At 68.6% G+C, this 16,251-nt stretch carries 12 protein-coding genes; 8 read left to right on the forward strand and 4 right to left on the reverse strand.

What is annotated here, in order from left to right; all coding sequences use genetic code 11:
- The first annotated feature begins 51 nt into the window (after nt 1-51).
- The 3 genes from J5V16_RS21725 to J5V16_RS21735 all read left to right on the forward strand — a co-directional run bounded on the left by J5V16_RS21725 (nt 52) and on the right by J5V16_RS21735 (nt 3,847).
- On the forward strand, nt 52-1,446 hold the full coding sequence (locus J5V16_RS21725) for an MFS transporter (protein ID WP_208499082.1): 1,395 nt from the start codon (nt 52-54) through the stop codon (nt 1,444-1,446).
- Nucleotides 1,443-2,666, forward strand: a complete 1,224-nt coding sequence (locus J5V16_RS21730) for an FAD-dependent monooxygenase (protein ID WP_208499083.1) — start codon at nt 1,443-1,445, stop codon at nt 2,664-2,666. The genes J5V16_RS21725 and J5V16_RS21730 overlap by 4 nt, the downstream gene beginning before the upstream one ends.
- A gap of 74 nt (nt 2,667-2,740) precedes the next feature.
- Entirely contained in the window at nt 2,741-3,847 is a 1,107-nt protein-coding gene (locus J5V16_RS21735; protein WP_208499084.1) for an epoxide hydrolase family protein, read from the forward strand.
- A 361-nt stretch (nt 3,848-4,208) separates the two neighbouring features.
- On the opposite strand, the gene J5V16_RS21740 is transcribed toward J5V16_RS21735, so the two are convergent.
- Nucleotides 4,209-5,564, reverse strand: coding sequence for a hypothetical protein (locus J5V16_RS21740; RefSeq protein WP_208499085.1), 1,356 nt, complete (start codon nt 5,562-5,564; stop codon nt 4,209-4,211).
- Nucleotides 5,565-5,856: 292 nt separating this feature from the next.
- Here J5V16_RS21740 and J5V16_RS21745 point away from each other — a divergent pair, with 292 nt between their 5' ends.
- Nucleotides 5,857-8,586, forward strand: coding sequence for a DEAD/DEAH box helicase (locus tag J5V16_RS21745; protein ID WP_208499086.1), 2,730 nt, complete (start codon nt 5,857-5,859; stop codon nt 8,584-8,586).
- Nucleotides 8,583-9,677: an SWIM zinc finger family protein gene (locus J5V16_RS21750; protein WP_208499087.1), complete on the forward strand. Its 1,095-nt coding sequence runs from the start codon at nt 8,583-8,585 to the stop codon at nt 9,675-9,677. Before J5V16_RS21745 ends, J5V16_RS21750 begins: the two co-directional genes overlap by 4 nt.
- A 102-nt stretch (nt 9,678-9,779) precedes the next feature.
- Here J5V16_RS21750 and J5V16_RS21755 read toward each other — a convergent pair whose 3' ends face one another.
- Nucleotides 9,780-10,169 (reverse strand): DUF302 domain-containing protein, encoded by a 390-nt coding sequence (locus J5V16_RS21755; RefSeq protein WP_208499088.1) that lies wholly within the window; start codon nt 10,167-10,169, stop codon nt 9,780-9,782.
- Nucleotides 10,170-10,258: 89 nt separating this feature from the next.
- On the opposite strand from J5V16_RS21755, the gene J5V16_RS25835 reads away from it, so the two are divergent.
- The gene (locus J5V16_RS25835; protein ID WP_408612511.1) at nt 10,259-10,939 is read left to right on the forward strand and encodes a plasmid pRiA4b ORF-3 family protein; all 681 of its coding nucleotides are present in this window, start codon (nt 10,259-10,261) and stop codon (nt 10,937-10,939) included.
- Between the two features lie 367 nt (nt 10,940-11,306).
- On the opposite strand, the gene J5V16_RS21765 is transcribed toward J5V16_RS25835, so the two are convergent.
- Nucleotides 11,307-13,298, reverse strand: a complete 1,992-nt coding sequence (locus J5V16_RS21765) for a hypothetical protein (protein WP_208499089.1) — start codon at nt 13,296-13,298, stop codon at nt 11,307-11,309.
- A 385-nt stretch (nt 13,299-13,683) separates the two neighbouring features.
- On the opposite strand from J5V16_RS21765, the gene J5V16_RS21770 reads away from it, so the two are divergent.
- Nucleotides 13,684-14,067 (forward strand): transposase family protein, encoded by a 384-nt coding sequence (locus J5V16_RS21770; RefSeq protein ID WP_208499151.1) that lies wholly within the window; start codon nt 13,684-13,686, stop codon nt 14,065-14,067.
- Between the two features lie 51 nt (nt 14,068-14,118).
- Here J5V16_RS21770 and J5V16_RS21775 read toward each other — a convergent pair whose 3' ends face one another.
- A complete protein-coding gene (locus J5V16_RS21775; protein WP_208499090.1) occupies nt 14,119-14,937 on the reverse strand; it encodes an MGMT family protein in 819 nt (272 codons plus the stop codon).
- 367 nt (nt 14,938-15,304) lie between these two features.
- Between J5V16_RS21775 and J5V16_RS21780 the strand changes: the two genes are divergently transcribed.
- Entirely contained in the window at nt 15,305-16,249 is a 945-nt protein-coding gene (locus J5V16_RS21780; protein WP_208499091.1) for a serine/threonine-protein kinase, read from the forward strand.
- The last annotated feature ends 2 nt before the right edge of the window (nt 16,250-16,251 follow it).

Below are 16,251 nucleotides of genomic sequence, written 5' to 3' on the forward strand. Positions count from 1 at the left end.
CGAGAGCCGGTCTCCACCGGCGCCTCGCCACCGACGATGAAAGGAACGTTCATGGTCGTAACGCTGGACTCACCGGTCCGCATCGGAAAAGCGGCGATCGGGGCCCTCGGCACCCTCGCCCTCGCACTCGGCACGCTGCAAGCGGTCGTGGAGCCTTCGCTCCCGCTCCTGCAGCACGATCTCGGCATCGGTCCCGCCGAGGGCTCACTGATCTTCATCACCCTGCTCATCACCGGCGCGGTCGTCGCACCGATCGCGGGCAAACTCGGCGACCGCTACGGCGGCAAGCGGGTCCTCGTCGTGCTCATGGCCACCGTCTCGGCGGGCGGCCTGATCTCCAGCCTGGCGCCGAACCTGCCCGTGCTGCTGCTCGGCCAAGTCCTGCAGGGCGCGATGGTCGGCGCGCTGCCGCTCTCATTCATCCTGGTGCGCAAGCACCTTCCACCCGGCCGGACGCAGGTGGCCGTCGGCCTCGTCAGCGGACTCTTCACCGGCGGCGGCCTGGTCGGCATGCTCGTCGCCGGACCGATCGCGGAGCACCTCTCCCGCCATTGGATGTTCGCGATCCCGACGACCGCGATCATCGCGGCGACCCTCCTGGTGTCCCGCCTGATGCCGGACGACCCGCCCGCCGCCTCCGACGCCAAGATCGACTGGCTCGGCGTGATCCTGCTGAGCTGCACGCTGGTCGCGCTCGTGCTCGGCGTCATGGTGGTGACCGGTGGCGGCCTGCCGCCCCTGGCGATCGTCGCGATCACGGTCGCCGTAGCCGCTCTCGCGACCGGATGGGTCGCGGTCGAACGCCGAGTCGCCTCGCCCATGGTCGACCTGCGCATGCTCGCCATGCCGGCGATGTGGAGTTCGGCCGTCGTCACCCTTCTCATGAGCCTCGGCTTCGGCATGGCGGTCTACCTCATCCCGCAGCTGCTCTCGTTGTCCGCCAACGGATACGGCTTCGGAGCCGACCCGTCCGACATCGGCCTCTTCCTCCTCCCGGCGACCATCGCCGGAGTAGTGGCCGGAACGATCGCCGGGATCGCCTCGCGGCGCTTCGGAACCCGCGCCGTGATCACCGTGGGCGCCATCGCCACGGCCGCCACGCTGATCGCCCTGGGCTCGCTGCACGATGCCACCTGGCAGCTGGTGGTAGCCCGCGCGCTCATCGGGTTCGCCGTCAGCGTCAGCGCCGTGGCGCTGCTCGCCGGCACCGCCACCACCGTCGACGCCAAGGACACCGGCATCGCTACGAGCCTGCTCGTAGTGACCCGCGTCGTCGGCGTCGCCCTGGGCGCCCAAACGGGCGGCGCGATCCTCGACGCCAGCACCGACCCACGTACCGGCCTGCCCAGCGAAACGGCCTTCACCACCGGCTTCATCATCGCCGGCGTCATCGCCGCCCTGTCCCTCCTCGTCCTCCCCGCCATGAAGAAAGGAACCAAGGCATGACCACCGCTCGTCGACCGCGCACCGTCCTGATCTCCGGAGCGAGCATCGCGGGACCCGCGCTCGCTTTCTGGCTGCACCGGTACGGATTCGAGGTCACCGTCGTCGAGAAGGCCAGCGCACCACGCACCGGCGGCTACCCGATCGACTTGCGCGGCACCGCGATCGAAGTCGCCAGACGCATGGGCATCCTGCCACTGCTGCACCAAGCGCACATCGACACAAGACGAATCACCTTCCTCGACGCAGCGGGCAGCGAGATCGCCACGATCGCCCCGCACACCCTCGCCGGCAGCGTCGAGGGCAGGGACCTCGAGGTGGCCCGCGGCGATCTGACCGCGATCCTCTACTCGAAGGTCCGCGACGACGTGGAATTCCGGTTCAACGACACCATCGAAACCCTCGACCAGTCCGCCGACCAGGTCGACATCACCTTCCGCAGCGGCGAACAGCGCACCTTCGACGTCGTGATCGGCGCCGACGGCATGCACTCCCACACCCGCGGCCTCCTGTTCGGCCCCGAAGCGTCCTTCCACCGCTACCTCGGCTACCGCTTCGCCGTGTTCACCATGCCCAACACGCTCGGCCTCTCCCACGAGCTCGTGATGTGGAACGCCCCCGGCAAGTCCGCGGCCCTCTACGCCACCGGCACCGGCAACGAAGCACTCCACGCCTTCCTGAACGTCCACCAGCCGCAACAGGCAGGCCGTGCTCTCCGAAACCCAGAGGCCCAAAAGGACCAGATCGCCGACACCTTCAAGGGCTCGGCCTGGAAAGTCCCCGACATCATCCACGCCATGCGCAACGCAGACGACCTCTTCGCCGACGCCGTCGGCCAGATCCGCATGCCCACCTGGTCAAGCGGCCGAGTCGCCCTCGTCGGAGACGCGGCCTACGCACCCTCATTCCTGACCGGCCAGGGCACGAGCCTCGCCCTGGTAGGCGCCTACATGCTCGCCCACGCCCTGGCCACGCACCCAGACCACCAAACGGCCTTCGCCGCTTATGAACAGACCGCCCGCGACTTCACCACCGCAAACCAAGCCCTGGTCGACCACGGCACCGCAGCGCTCTTCCCCACAACCGCCCACGACCTGGAACAACGCAACGCCAGACTCCGCAACCTCACCACCGTCCCCACCCCGTCCCCACGGCCGGCCTACACGGCCCTCACCCTGCCCGAAGAGCCGGCGGCGAACTCTTCAGTGAAAGTACTGGAATAGATCATTCCGTTCTGGTATGCTTGAGAGACCAGAGGGGGATCGGCCCCTGAAGGGCAAGTGAGAGGAAGACGGCAATGACCCAGCACGAGGCGATCAAGTCCTTCACCATCGACATCCCGCAGTCCGAGCTCGACTACCTCCGCGACCGCCTGTCGCGGGCACGCCGCGCCCAGGAGATCGCCGGCGTCGGCGACGAGTACGGCGTGGCCGTCGACCGCGTGGACCGCCTGGCCGAGTACTGGGCCAAGGAGTACGACTGGCGCGAGACCGAATCGCGGCTCAACGGCTTCCCGCAGTTCGTGACCGAGATCGACGGCCAGCGCATGCACTTCCTCCACATCGAGTCGCCCGACCCCAAAGCCGTGCCGCTGCTGCTGCTCCACGGCTGGCCCGGCACCATCATGGAGTTCGTCGACCTCATCGAGCCGCTCACCCGCCCGGCCGAAGGCCCCGCGTTCCACCTGGTCATCCCCTCGCTGCCGGGGTTCGGCTTCTCCGGCCCGACCACCGAGACCGGCTGGGGCGCCGCCCGCACCGCGAAAGCCCTCGCGACGCTCATGGCGCGCCTCGGCTACGAGCGGTACGGCGCCCACGGCAACGACGGCGGTGCGTTCATCGCCCCCGAACTCGGCCGGATCGACGGCGAGCACGTCATCGGCATCCACGTCGACCAGATCTTCTCGTTCCCCTCCGGCGACCCGTCCGAAATGGAGGGCATGACCGAAGAGGAGATGGGCGCGCTGCAGGTCCTGCAGTGGTTCTACGAGAACAAGAGCTCCTACGACCAGCTCCACTCCCAGCAGCCCCAGACCCTCGCCCACGCCCTGGCCGACTCCCCCCGCGGCCTTCTCGCCTGGATGGACCAGCTCTTCGGCGACGTCGTCGACGACCGCTTCGTCATCGACAACGTCATCATCCACTGGCTCAACGGCACCATCGCCTCATCCATGCGCTTCTACTTCGAGAACAAGCGCAACCCGATCGACACCACGCCCGCGAACTTCCCGATGGCCAACTCCAGCTTCGCCGGCGACTTCCAGTCCATCCGCCGCTTCGCCGAACGCGACTACACCAACATCACCCAATGGCGAACCCACGACACCGGAGGCCACTACGCCGCCCACCAGGCCCCCGCTCTCCTCGCCGCCGACCTCCGCGACTTCTTCACCGCGCTGGACTGAACGCGTTGCCGCACAAGGAAGGCGCTGATCTCAGGATCAGCGCCTTCCGCTCGCTGCTTCCTGGGCATGCGCGGCGGCGTCCTCGCTTTCGGTGATCACCATCCGCCTGGCCATCCCCGCGAACCCCAGTCCGTGGAACGGCAGCACCTCGAGCCGGTAGAGATTCGCACCGCCCGGCGTCCAGCAGTACAGCGGCTCGTCCCCGCTCGGCGCCGTGATGTCAAAATGCGGCTCGCTCGCGCCTGCGACGTCGTCGACTCCCTACCGACTGCTCGATTGCGCTCCCGAAAGGGCCTCGCACGCACGCGGGGCGCACGAGCCCGGAACATGCGAACCGCACCGGTGGCGGCGGCGGCGGTCCTCAGCGGGCAAGTCCGCGGTTGCGGCGTTGGCTGTCGCGGTCCTGCTCGGGCATCGTGGGCCAGCGCCGCATGAGGGCGTTGCGGAGTTCGCGGCCGCGAGCGGTGGCGATGCCGGTGCCGACGGCGGCGGCGACGAACAGCCCGACCGAGACGAGCATCGCGACGATCGATTCGGTGCGATATTCGGCGAAGACCTCATGTGAGCCGAGGCCCATGCCCTGGCCGAGCATGTAGGCGGAGGCGCTGTAGACCAGGCCGACGCCTGACATCATCGCGCCGACGCGCGCCAGTGGATGCATGCGTTGCTCCGAGTGGAAGGCCAGGACGTTCCTGCCAGGGCGGCGGGATCTCGAGTCGGCCAGCGACACGAAAAGGTCGGCGCGTTCGGCGCGCCGCTGCGTCCAGTCGATGAGCACCCCGACCAGCGCGAGCAGCGCCGTCAAGGGGACCGCGACCGCGAAGATCCAGAACCCCCAGGAGAGCACGCGCTCGATGAACGACGAGTAGTAGACCTCATTGCACTCGCTTGTCCCGCGCCCGGGCAAGCTCGCGCACCGCATCACCATCGACGCCAGCAGCGCGACGAAACCGAGGACGCCGACCAGCCCCGCGACGTAGATGAAGGCGGCGGCCTTCGGGGACCCTGAGACCACAGGTTCCGAACTCTCGCGACGCTTCGCCCGCTTCCAGGCCCGCGCTTCGTCCTGGGCACTCCAATGCGCGGCGATCCGCGCCCGGCGCTTGGCGTGGGCCCGCGGGAGCCACTGCCGGCAGGCGTGTCCGAGCAGGCTCATCACCAGCGCGCATCCGATGGAGGACAAGGTGATCGCCCATCCTTCGGGACTGCTGTCCACCAGCACCACGAACAGTCCGACCAACCCGAGCACGCCGGCCAGGACGGCGTTCCCCCATCCGAGGATCTCGAGCCGCGACGCCGGCGGATTGACGACCGCGGCGACCTGGTCAGGCGAGGGCACGGCATGGCGGGACGCACCACGGGTGGCGGCCTTGACCAGCGCCTTCGAGGTGGCCACCTCCCGCAGAAAGCTCACCACCGCCCAGATGAACGCCACGCCGAGTGCGAACACCATGAGGAAACCGACGCTGAAGCGCAAGAGATGGTCGACGACGGTCTCGAGCCCAGGGTCGCCGAGCAGATTCTCCTCAGCGAGGATGCCCCCACTCAGGATCAATGCGAACGCCACGCCCAGCCCGACCAGGACCGCCAACAACGAACGAGCGCACGCACCCGCCACCTCACCAGCTGCCCCGACGGGATACTCGTGCCAATGCCACCCGCGCGGCTCGCCCCCGTCCTCATTCACCCAAGGCCCCTCACCTCGTCCGACCACCACCGCATCCTACGAGCGACCCGCCACGCCAACCCCCGACGACAAGCGCCCAAGCCGAGGACCACACGCCGGACGACGAAATAGGCCCTGACCGCGAGGTCCCTCCTCCGCGATCTGCGAACCGGCCGACCCGGGGAAACCCGCCCATAACCACGGCCCCGTTCGATCGTCATACTCGTTGGAGTTCATCCAGTAGGCCACCGGCGCGACCGAGAATCCGCTGCCTGCCGCGCCACCCGCACAGGAAGCGGCATCCGTCACCGCACTGTACGATCCACTCCCGTGAGGTTCAGTCTTGGCTGTCCAAGCCGCTCTCTCCGACTGCGACGTCGTCTTCTGCCCGAGCGACCCGCCGCGAGCCGGGCTGGTCGCCTTCTACCGACCGGACGGCGGCCCGCTCCCCGACGACCTCGGTGATCCCGGTGAGGTGACCCTCGTGGCCGACGCCTCCGGGAACTCGCGCGTGCACACAGCCCGGCTGCTGCGGCCCGGGCACGGGGCGGAAGTCCTGACGCATCTCGAAAGCGGCACCGCCTCCGCCTCCGCCTGGGGACTAGCCGCGCGTAAAGCCCTCGAACTGATCGCCTCCGGGCTCCTCCTCCCCGGCCTGGACGCCGCAGGCGGCGACGCCTGGTGGGTCGGCCCGCTCGGAGGGCCCGACGTCCACTACCTCCGGGTCCTGGCCGCCGCGATGCCGACGAGCGCCTTCGCGATCCCGGTCGACACGGAAGCGGGCACCGGCGTTCCCGACCCGTACCGGCTGCTGCGCGCGTTCCTCGACGCCGTCGCCGACGCCTGGCCGCGCTCGCCGGCCGCGAGGCTCATCACCGGGCACGACGCCTTCGCCGTCGAGGATCCGGTCGCCCTGCCCGAATTCGCCCGTCCAGCGGCCGAACTCGCCCGAGGCAGGGACGACGGCTGGGGCCCGGCCCTGGCGATCTCACTCGAACCGCACGGCCGCGCCACCGCCTCGGCCGGCTTCTTCGACCGAGCCGATCCGGCGCGCCTGGTCGCACCCGAGGAATCCCGGATCGCCGACACGGAGCTGCGGCGGGCCTTCCAGCAACTCGCCCACCGCACCGACTGGAAACCGCTCCGCGACCTGGGTCGATCGCTTTCCCTCAGCGTCCCACTCGAATCGCACGACCTGGCCGACCTGCTCGACGGCGCCGAGGACGACCTGCGCGACCTCGGTGTTGAAATCCGCTGGTCGGACCGGATCGACCGGAGCCTGTCGGCATCGCTGCGACTCGAATCGGCCGCCGCCGACACCGCATCACTCTTCGCTCTCGAAGGCCTGCTCGACTTCAAGTGGCGGGCCGCTTGCGCCGACCGCGACCTCACCGAGGCAGAACTCGACCGGATCGCCGCGGCCTCCGGCCCCGTCGTCCGCCTCGACGACCGGTGGGTGCTCGTCGACGAGTCCCTCGCCGCCCGGCTGCGCCGCCACCTGGCCCGCCCCGCCCCGCTCGAAGGGCTCCGCGCAGCCCTGACCGGGACCACGACCGTGGGCGGCACCGCCGTCCCGGTCGACGTCGCCGGGCCGCTCGCCGACCTTCGCGATCGCCTCACCGACCCCGATCACCCGGCGAACCGCCCGATCGGTCAGCCCGCCGCGCTCCAGGGCGTGCTGCGCGACTACCAGCTGCGCGGCCTCAACTGGCTCAACAGCCGCGCCGCAACGGGCCTCGGCTCATGCCTGGCCGACGACATGGGCCTGGGCAAGACCATCACCCTCATCGGGCTGCACCTGCACCGCCAGTCCGAGGGCGCGACCTCCGGCCCGACCTTGGTCGTGTGCCCTGCCTCGCTGCTCGCCAACTGGGCGGCCGAGATCGCGAAGTTCGCGCCCGCGTCGAGCGTCCGCCGCTTCCACGGGCCGGGCCGCGATCTCGACAACGTCGGCAAGGACGAGTTCGTGATCACCACGTACGCGACCATGCGCCGCGACGCCAAGGCCCTCGCGGGCGTCGAATGGTCCCTCGTCTGCGCCGACGAGGCCCAGCACGCCAAGAACCCGGCCGCCGAGACCGCGAAAGCCCTGCGCGCCATCCCGTCCGGTGCTCGCGTGGCGCTCACAGGCACCCCGGTCGAGAACAACCTCACCGATCTGTGGGCCATCCTCGACTGGACCACGCCGGGACTCCTCGGCACCTTGACCGCCTTCCGCGACGCCTACGGCCGCGCCGCCGAACGCGGCGACCCCGAGACCGCCGCCCGCCTCGCCGCCATGCTGCGCCCGTTCATGCTGCGCCGCTTGAAGACCGACCCCGGCATCGCGCCCGAACTACCCGCAAAGACCATCACCGACCACCCTGTCGCCCTCACGCGGGAGCAGACCGCCCTGTACCGGCGCGTCGTCAAGGACACCATGAAGACCATCGCGGAGGCCGCCGGGATCGAACGGCGCGGCCTCGTGCTCAAGCTCCTCACCGAGCTCAAGCAGATCTGCAACCACCCGGCCCAGTTCAAGAAGGAGGCCGATCCCGCCGCGGGCAAGTCCGCCAAGCTTGAACTGCTCGACGAACTGCTCGACATCACCGCCGCCGAAGGCGCGTCCTCACTCGTGTTCACCCAGTACGCCCAGATGGGGCACCTCCTGCTGGAGCACCTGCGCCGCAAAGGCGTCGAAGCCGAGTTCCTGTACGGCAGCACCCCGGTGAAACGACGCGAGGCGATGGTCGAACGCTTCCAAGCGGGCGAGATACCGGTGCTCATCCTCTCCCTCAAGGCCGCCGGGGTCGGCCTCAACCTCACCCGCGCCTCCCATGTGGTCCACTTCGACCGGTGGTGGAACCCTGCCGCCGAGGACCAGGCCACCGACCGCGCCTACCGGATCGGCCAGACCCAGGCCGTGCAGGTCCACCGCCTCGTCTGCGAAGGCACCCTCGAAGCGAAGATCGCCGCCTTGCTCGAAACCAAACGCGCCCTTGCCGAATCCGTCGTCGGCTCGGGAGAGGCCGCGCTCACCGAACTCACCGACGAGCAGTTGCACGACCTCGTCCGGCTGGAGGAGGCGCGATGAGCCGCTACGTGAACACCCCCTGGGGCCAGAACTGGCTCAACATCGCCGAACCGATCCTCAAAGCAGCCGACTCCGGGAGACTCCAACGCGGCCTCTCATACGCCCGAGGCCGGGTCGCCGAACCCGAGATCGGACCCGGCACCGCCACAGCGACCGTGCGCGGCAGCAGCAGCTACCGCGTCCGCATCACCCTGCCCGGCCCCGGCCGGATCACCGCCGACTGCGACTGTCCTGACCCCGTCTGGCCCTGCAAACACGTTGTCGCCGTAGTCTTCCGCCTCGGCCGGACCATCGACGAGGACCCCTCCGCCCTGCGCACCCTCCGCGCCAACGACGGCTACAGCGCCGATCCCGCACCCGAGCCCGAACCGGAGCCGGCCGGCAACGCCGGACGCACCCGCTGGGGATCCGAACTGGCAGCCGACGCACTCACCCCGGCCGAAGCGTTCGCCCGCCCCACCGCACCACGGCCCGATCCGGTCGCGATCCCCGACGCGACCGGCGAACCCTGCTACTGTCCCCCCAACCCCCGCAGCGGTGTCGACCTCGAAGCCCTGGAAGCACTCGCGGCCATCGCCGCCGGTACAGCCATGACCGCCCTCGTCAACGCCGACGTACCGGGCCACCAGGTCCGGGAGTGGCCCGAAGACCCGCAGCTCGACGCCGTCCGAATCGCCCTTCACGTGACCGGCCCCGCCAGACTCGAATCCCTCGCAACCGCCATCGGCCGCACCGCCGCAGCGCTGACAGGCGAGAGCCTGGCATGGACCTTCTTCGGACCCGAGAGCATCGCCATCCTCACCGACCAGTGGCAACCCGATCCGGACCTGCACCACGAGGTCACCACAGCGCTCGCGGAATTCACCACCGCCGACGGCGCCCCTGCCAGAGTCACCAAACGCATGAACCGCTGGACGATCGACTCCCACCATCTCCAACTGCGCTACGGCCGGGATGAACGCTGGTACCCGTTCCTGCGCCAGAGCAACAAATGGTGGCCCGCAGGCCCGCCCGCGACCGACCTCACCGAAGCCGTGACACGCCTCCAGGGCTCCGAATGGGGCCAGGTCATGAGCCAGATCCATCGGTGATGGAAGAAGCGCTGAGCGCTCGCACCGCCGACTCGATCCTGCCTTCCGCTCCCCGGACGGCCTCGTCCCGGACCGGCTTGAACAGCGCCAAGGCTGCCGCGTTCAGGACTGCAATGCGTCGAGCGCGGCTTGAAGGCGTTCCCTGGCCTCGGTCGCGACCTGTTCGAGACCCGGTTGCCCGGAGACGTCCACCATGACCAGTGGGTCGAGCGCTTCGACGAGAGTCCGTCCCTCGGCGGTCCGCACGACCACATTGCATGGCAGCAGCAGTCCGATCTGCCGGTCGGCCCCCAGGGCGCGATGCGCGAGCGGCGGGTTGCAGGCGCCGAGGATGAGGTACGGCTCCATCTGCTCGCCGAGCTTCTCCCGCAGGGTCGCCTGCACGTCGATCTCGGTGAGGATGCCGAACCCCTGATCGGCGAGCGCCGCGCGCACCTGTTCGACGGTCTCGTCGAACGGCGTTTCCAAACGGATCGTGATCCCGTACCCCATGTCAGCCCCTCGGCCGCGTATCGTGAACTCGCAGTCCGAGCCTATAGCGGCCATATCAGGATTCGCGTTCCGAGCGCAGGATTCACGAGATCGCCGACGCCGCCGACGCCGAACTCGGCTTCACCAGCGAGACCGAGACGACGATCGGCCAGGTCCTCGCGGACGGCAACGAGATCACCTGCCTGTACGACTTCGGCGACGGCTGGGACCACCGCGTCAAGCTGGAGGACACCGCGACCGCCGAGGAGCACCGCGCCTACCCGTATTGCGTCGACGGCACCGGGGCCTGCCCGCCTGAGGACTGCGGCGGCCCACCGGATACGCCGACCTCAAGGCCGCCCTCGCGGGGACGCCGAGCGACCGGCGGTCCGACCTGCTCGAATGGCTGGAGTTCATCGGATCCGCCGACTTCGACCCGTCGTCCTTCGACCGCGACCTGGCGAACAAGCGGCTGCGCGCCTTGTGAACCCTGGCGAGTCGATCGTTCGACATCGACGACTTCGCTGCGCGGATACCGCAGAGTCAAACTCAAATTGTTGACTATGTCGATGGCGCGATGTTATCCTTCACATTCTTTGTTTCCCCTGCTCAAGACCAAGGAGCCGCCATGCCCTCGGCGCGAGGCTTCTCGAAGGCGACGGCCCGGTAGCCGTCCCCTCGGCAGGTCGACGCGGCCGCGGCAGAGGGAGGAACCGTCAACTGCCGCGGCCGCGCCTGGGGGAGAAGGCGACGCGCCCCCAGACCCGGGTACTCACGATCCAGGAGCGTGACGAGTCCTGGCCTGTCAGAGACCACGCTGAACGGAACCTGCGCGATGCCTGACTCGAAGACGATGACCCTGTGGCGCCCATAAGGTCCGGCCGAGCTTGAGCTGGTCCGCGAGTCCGGATGAATCGCCTTGCCTTCCCGCCTGCCCGACAAGGGCGTGTCCTGTGAATCGTTAAGCCAGATCATGGTCTCGGCGATGACGAGACCGGCTCGGTAGGCGGCCCGTTTCGCATAGCGGGTAGCTGCCACGTCGCGCCACTGTTTGAGCCCGGTTGGAGCACCGCTCGACGACAATGCGCTTTCGATAGGCCGCCAGGTCGATACACCGGAAGGGCCCGGCGGGTTGCCCCGTCGGGCCCTTTGCTGCTGCTACTTCAAGCCGAAGGACCGGATCGTGGTCTGCTCGACCTCGGTTCCGGCGTCGTCGGTCGCGGTGAAGCGGGTCGAGGCGAACTCGGCGCCTTCAGGGTGTTCAAGGGTCGCGGTCGCGGTGCAGCCGTCGAAGTCGAGCGGGACCTCGGTCCAAGAGGCGCCGTCGTCGTAGGAGACCTGGAAGGTCATCGACTCGGCGATGACCGGTGCCGCGTGCCGTGCGACGGCCAGGTCGAGGCTGATGTCGAGCGGTTCAGCGGCGGCGGCGTAGCCGCTTTCGACGCCGTCGGAGCGCATCGCCACGACCGGCAGCGACGGCCGCGACTCCTCGCCGTCGGCCAGAGCGTTGGGGTCGAGGTCGAACGACCATGCCGAGGTGTTGCTCGTGCCGAACGGCACCGTGTCGGTGCCGCGGGTCGTCTCGGTGGTCAGCGTGTAACGGCCGGCCTCTGTGAGCGCGGCGTCGACGACCAGTGCCGAGGCGGTGCCGTCGAAGCCGCCCAGCACTTCGCCGTTGAGGCTGAGCTCGGCGGTGCCGCTGTAGCCGACGAGCTTGACGTTCTCGTCGTTGTAGCCGACGGCCGGGTAGAGGTACGTCGTCGCGGAGGCGGTGTCGCCGCCGGCGAGGATCATCTCGGGGGCTCCGGCGCCGAACAGGCCGTGGCCCTTGGTGACAGCGGTGTCGCCCGTTTCGAGCACGGCACCGGTGTAGGTGTCCGCGAAGCCGTCGAGCATCGTGCCCTCGTCGTTGAAGACGCCGAACTCGTTGTATCCGCTCCACTCGACTTCGGGTCCGGCGCTGCGGTAGTCGGTGCGGGTCGAAGGCGCGTCGGTGGGGATCTCCAGGCACCAGCCCCCGTTCACCGAGCCGGTCGGGTTGCCCGAGTCGCAGGTCGTGCCCGACAGGTCGGTGCCGAAGCTGTTGTAAGTGGTCTTCTCGACCGCGAGTTCGTCATCCGAGACGTAGAACGACAGATCCTCGGGGTAGCCGCCGATCTCGCCGAACGCGAGGTTGTACAGGTACGGCTCCGCAGCGCCCGCGGGGCTCGACAGCATCGGCTGGTAGATGAAGTCGAGCAGGGGCCCTTCGGGCATCTCGGGTTCGGGCAGCACATAGACGTCGGTGTCCGGTCCGGGGAAGCCCGTGATCCCGGAGCCGGTCCCTTCGACCTCCGATGCGCCCTGGAATCCGACTCCGAGGATGGCGCTGTCGACGACGGCGTCCGGCTGGTCGACCTCGACGGTCACCGGTGAGGCGTCGGCGCCGTTGAACTCGGTCTTGACGGGCTTGTTCGCCAGGGTCACTGCGGTGATGCCCATGACGAGTTCGGTCGAGGAGCCGTCGGCGGCCTCGTTCCAGATCTCGCCGAACACGAGATACTCGCCCTGGGGCAGCTCCGCGGTCGCGACGCCCTGCTCGTCGAACGAGAAGTAGCCCTCTTCGCCGGTGGCGGCGTTGTACGCGCCGATGAGGTTCCCGTCGGGGACGGCCCCCGAGGTGTCGGCGATGGCAATGGTGAGTTTCTGGGTGTCGGCCGCGGCGGACACCTCGCCCCCGGCCGGCACGAGGCTGTCGTAATCGCGGCCGTCGAGTTCGGCCGCAGGGACGGCGGCAGCGTCGGTGTGGCCGCCTTCCAGCAGCTGCGTGACGTTGTAGCGCCGCGCGTCCTCCTCGCCGGAGCGGATCGCCTCGACCTTGTCGGAGGGGACCACGATCCGGTCCCCGGAAGGCCTGGTGAGCGCCAGGAAATGGACGTCTTCCCGGCCCGCGGCCGGCTCAATGCCGGTGACGCCGTTCGACGCCATGGTCACCCGGTCGCCAGTCGGAAGTACGACGGTGCCCACGGCGGCCGACGAGACCGACACCGCCTCGGCCGTCGCTGGCGACCTCGACTCGTTCGCATTCGCGTTCGCAAACGGAATAACGGCCAGCCCGGCCACCGCGAACCCGCTGACGGCCGCCGCCGCCATGCTCTTTCGTCTCCGCACGGAGAGTCTCCTCTAGATTGGAAGGACATGAAGGCGCGCACCGACCAGAAGACGCGGCCGGCGATGAGGACGGTTGCAGCTTCCACGGAAATTGTTCGAGCCGAGAACATGACCGACGGAGTAGCGGAACTAAGGTGGACAACTGCGCGAGGTCGCGGAAGACGTTGACCGGTCTCGGCCGACCGCGATCTCGACCTGATCCGTTACCGTCCGCTCCGAATCCGTTTCAGGGCAGAAAAAGTCAGGCCCGGGTTTCACAACCCGGGCCTGACCTTTACGTTCTTGCAGGGATCATCGAGGCCTATAGGACCCTTTACCCGCAGGTCAGGGCGGTGTCCTATGGCATCACGCCTGGATGTCCTGGTAATGAGCCTTCCACCACGCCATCACTCTGGCCGCCCTCACCGACGGCGACGGGAACCTGCTGTGGATCGGGACCGGCTACCCCGGCTCCACCTACGACCTCACCGCCGCCCGAGGAGACCAGGTCTTCTACTGGGCGCGCAGAGCCGACCTGGAGATCTTCGCCGACAAGGGCTACACCGGCGCCGGGCCCGGCGTGCTGGTGCCGTTCAAGGGCAAGTGGGACAAGCTGACCGAAGACCAGCGCGCGCACAACAGAGTCGTCAACTCCACCTGCGCCCTGGTCGAACGCGGCTTCGCGCAGCTCAAGACCTGGGAGATCTTCCGCCGCTCCCGCTGCTGCCCGACCCTCATCGGCCCCGCCGCGCACGCCGTCCTCGCCCTCATGATCAATGATCGACAGTAGACATACCATCACCATCGACCACCGTCGATCGGTAACCAAGATGGAAAGAGCTCACTGTGTCAGCAGCTTGCGCAGGTCTTCCACATGCAGTCGCTGCGTCCGGTCGGCGACCAGGCTCGGGGAGAATCGGACGCCCTCCTTGCGCAGGAGGGCGTGGGGGTCGCCGAGATCCTCTCCCGGCCAGTCGAAGTTGGGCGAGACCTTTCCTTCGGCGAGCAGGACCCGCCAGGCGTTCTTCAGGTCATGGGCGCGCGCGATATGGCCTCCGATCTCGCGTTGGTGGTGGCCGGTGAGCCGTGCGAGATCGCCGTATGTGGTCCAAGTGCCGTCGGGCATGCGCTCAAGGACGGTGGCGATCATCTCGGTCCAGCTCAGGGTCCGGCCGTCCTCCCCGCTGGGGGCGAGTTCGGCGTGGTTGCGACGTCGGTACACCTCGCGCCAGTCGCCGATCGTCTTGCCGCTGGCCGAGTGGACGAAGGCCTCCCAGGGGTGCGGCTGTTGGCCCGGTGCGATTCTTGCGAGAGCATTGGTCGGGTATGCGTGCGCTTCACCGTCTTCGGTGACGATGCAGCCATTGGCATCGACGTGGGCGATATGGGTCTCCCGCAGGCTCGGACGCTCCCAGCGGAGCTCATCGCCCGCCGTGAAGTCCCCGTTGGCGATGAACTCGTAGAGCGCGCCGAAGGTCGATGACGCGGCTTTTGCCCCGGTCGAGGGCCGCGGGGCAGGAGAACCTGGAGCGATCGACTGAAGTTTTTGCAGCTCATCGAGGATGCCGTTGACCGCCTCATCGGCGTTCGTGAACTTGAAGGGGAACGTGGCGCTGAGCCGGGCGAGTGTCGCCGGGCTCAACTCGTGAGGTTGGAGCATTCGATCTCCTTAGTTTAGGTTAAAATAACCATACTCCCTTCGGGTCGTCTGTCAACCACGAGGCGCTGCCGGTAGTTGGGGCAAGTCGACCGTGATTGATCCGCGTCTGTATGGCTCGACTTGTCCGGCAAGAGAAATGACACTCTGGCAGGAGACGTTGTCGCGTTGCCGGAATCATCGCCCGGTCTGCAACCGAAGAGGTCTCTGGGGCGTGGTCGAAGACCGGCCGCGCCCGCCATGAAGCGCGCCGCGTCCTCATGTGCAGGGACGCGGCAAATCGTGTACCAGGGTAAACTCAGCGGCCGAAAGCGGTCGCCTATCGACTACGAGACGACCGCATCGCCGTTCGGGGAAGGAGTGGGAACCAATGACGTCGAATCCGGCCGATCTCCCCGAGCGACTGGGGGAGTACCGGCTCTGCGAGCCCCTCGGCGAAGGCGGCCAAGGCGCGGTGTACCTCGCCCAGTCCGACACCGGCCAACGTGTCGCCATCAAGACCCTCGGCCGCCTCCTCGGCGACCCCGACGCCCGTCGCCGGTTCGCCCGCGAGGCGGAGACACTGCGCATGGTCGCAGGCCTCCACCTGGCCCAGTACGTCGACGCCGACGCCACCCCCGAAGCCGACCCGCCGTGGATCGCCACCGAGTACGTGGCCGGCCCGACGCTCGACGAGCTGATTGAAGACGGTGGTCCGCTCGCTCCGGAACAGGCCGCCTACCTGGGGGCTCAGTTGGCCGAAGGCCTGTCATACATCCACCGCTTCGACGTGGTCCACCGTGATTTCAAGCCGGCGAACATCATGATCGACGAGGAGGGGCCGAAGATCATCGACTTCGGCCTGTCGGTTCTCGAGGAGCGCATGGGCGAGATCACCGCGATCACCAACACCGTGGGCACCCGCAACTGGATGGCGCCCGAACAGGCCCGGACCTCGCAGGTGACCGCCGCCGCCGACCTCTACTCGCTTGGACTGGTCGTGGCCTTCGCAGCGACCGGATCACGCCCGGTCCGAGGGAACGCCGACCAGTCGGAACTGCCCCCCAGACTCAGGAGCGTCCTGTCCGATCTGCTCGACAGCGTCCCCGAACGCCGCCCTGACGCCTGGGAGTCCAAGAAGCGGTTCCTCGCCATCGCGGGAGACCGACTGGAATCCGTCGCCGTTCCGGCCGAGCCCGATACGCGGCGCGCCGTCGAAGCGTCGCCCGCTCCGGCTCCCGCGCCCGCCCTGAAACGCGTACGGCCCTCCGCCGCCCGGGCTGCCGACGCCGCCGCCGCCATCCGAGCCGACTACGCCAAGTCCGGAGCACTGTGAGC

This window comes from Glycomyces niveus, assembly GCF_017592475.1.
In the GTDB taxonomy this organism is placed as follows: domain Bacteria; phylum Actinomycetota; class Actinomycetes; order Mycobacteriales; family Micromonosporaceae; genus Glycomyces; species Glycomyces niveus.

Bases quoted from the DNA above. Each gene is read 5' to 3' on its own strand.
- J5V16_RS21725 (WP_208499082.1), top strand. From the start codon at position 52: ATGGTCGTAACGCTGGACTCACCGGTCCGCATCGGAAAAGCGGCGATC.
- J5V16_RS21730 (WP_208499083.1), top strand. From the start codon at position 1,443: ATGACCACCGCTCGTCGACCGCGCACCGTCCTGATCTCCGGAGCGAGC.
- J5V16_RS21735 (WP_208499084.1), top strand. From the start codon at position 2,741: ATGACCCAGCACGAGGCGATCAAGTCCTTCACCATCGACATCCCGCAG.
- J5V16_RS21750 (WP_208499087.1), top strand. From the start codon at position 8,583: ATGAGCCGCTACGTGAACACCCCCTGGGGCCAGAACTGGCTCAACATC.
- J5V16_RS21755 (WP_208499088.1), bottom strand. From the start codon at position 10,169: ATGGGGTACGGGATCACGATCCGTTTGGAAACGCCGTTCGACGAGACC.
- J5V16_RS21775 (WP_208499090.1), bottom strand. From the start codon at position 14,937: ATGCTCCAACCTCACGAGTTGAGCCCGGCGACACTCGCCCGGCTCAGC.
- J5V16_RS21780 (WP_208499091.1), top strand. From the start codon at position 15,305: ATGACGTCGAATCCGGCCGATCTCCCCGAGCGACTGGGGGAGTACCGG.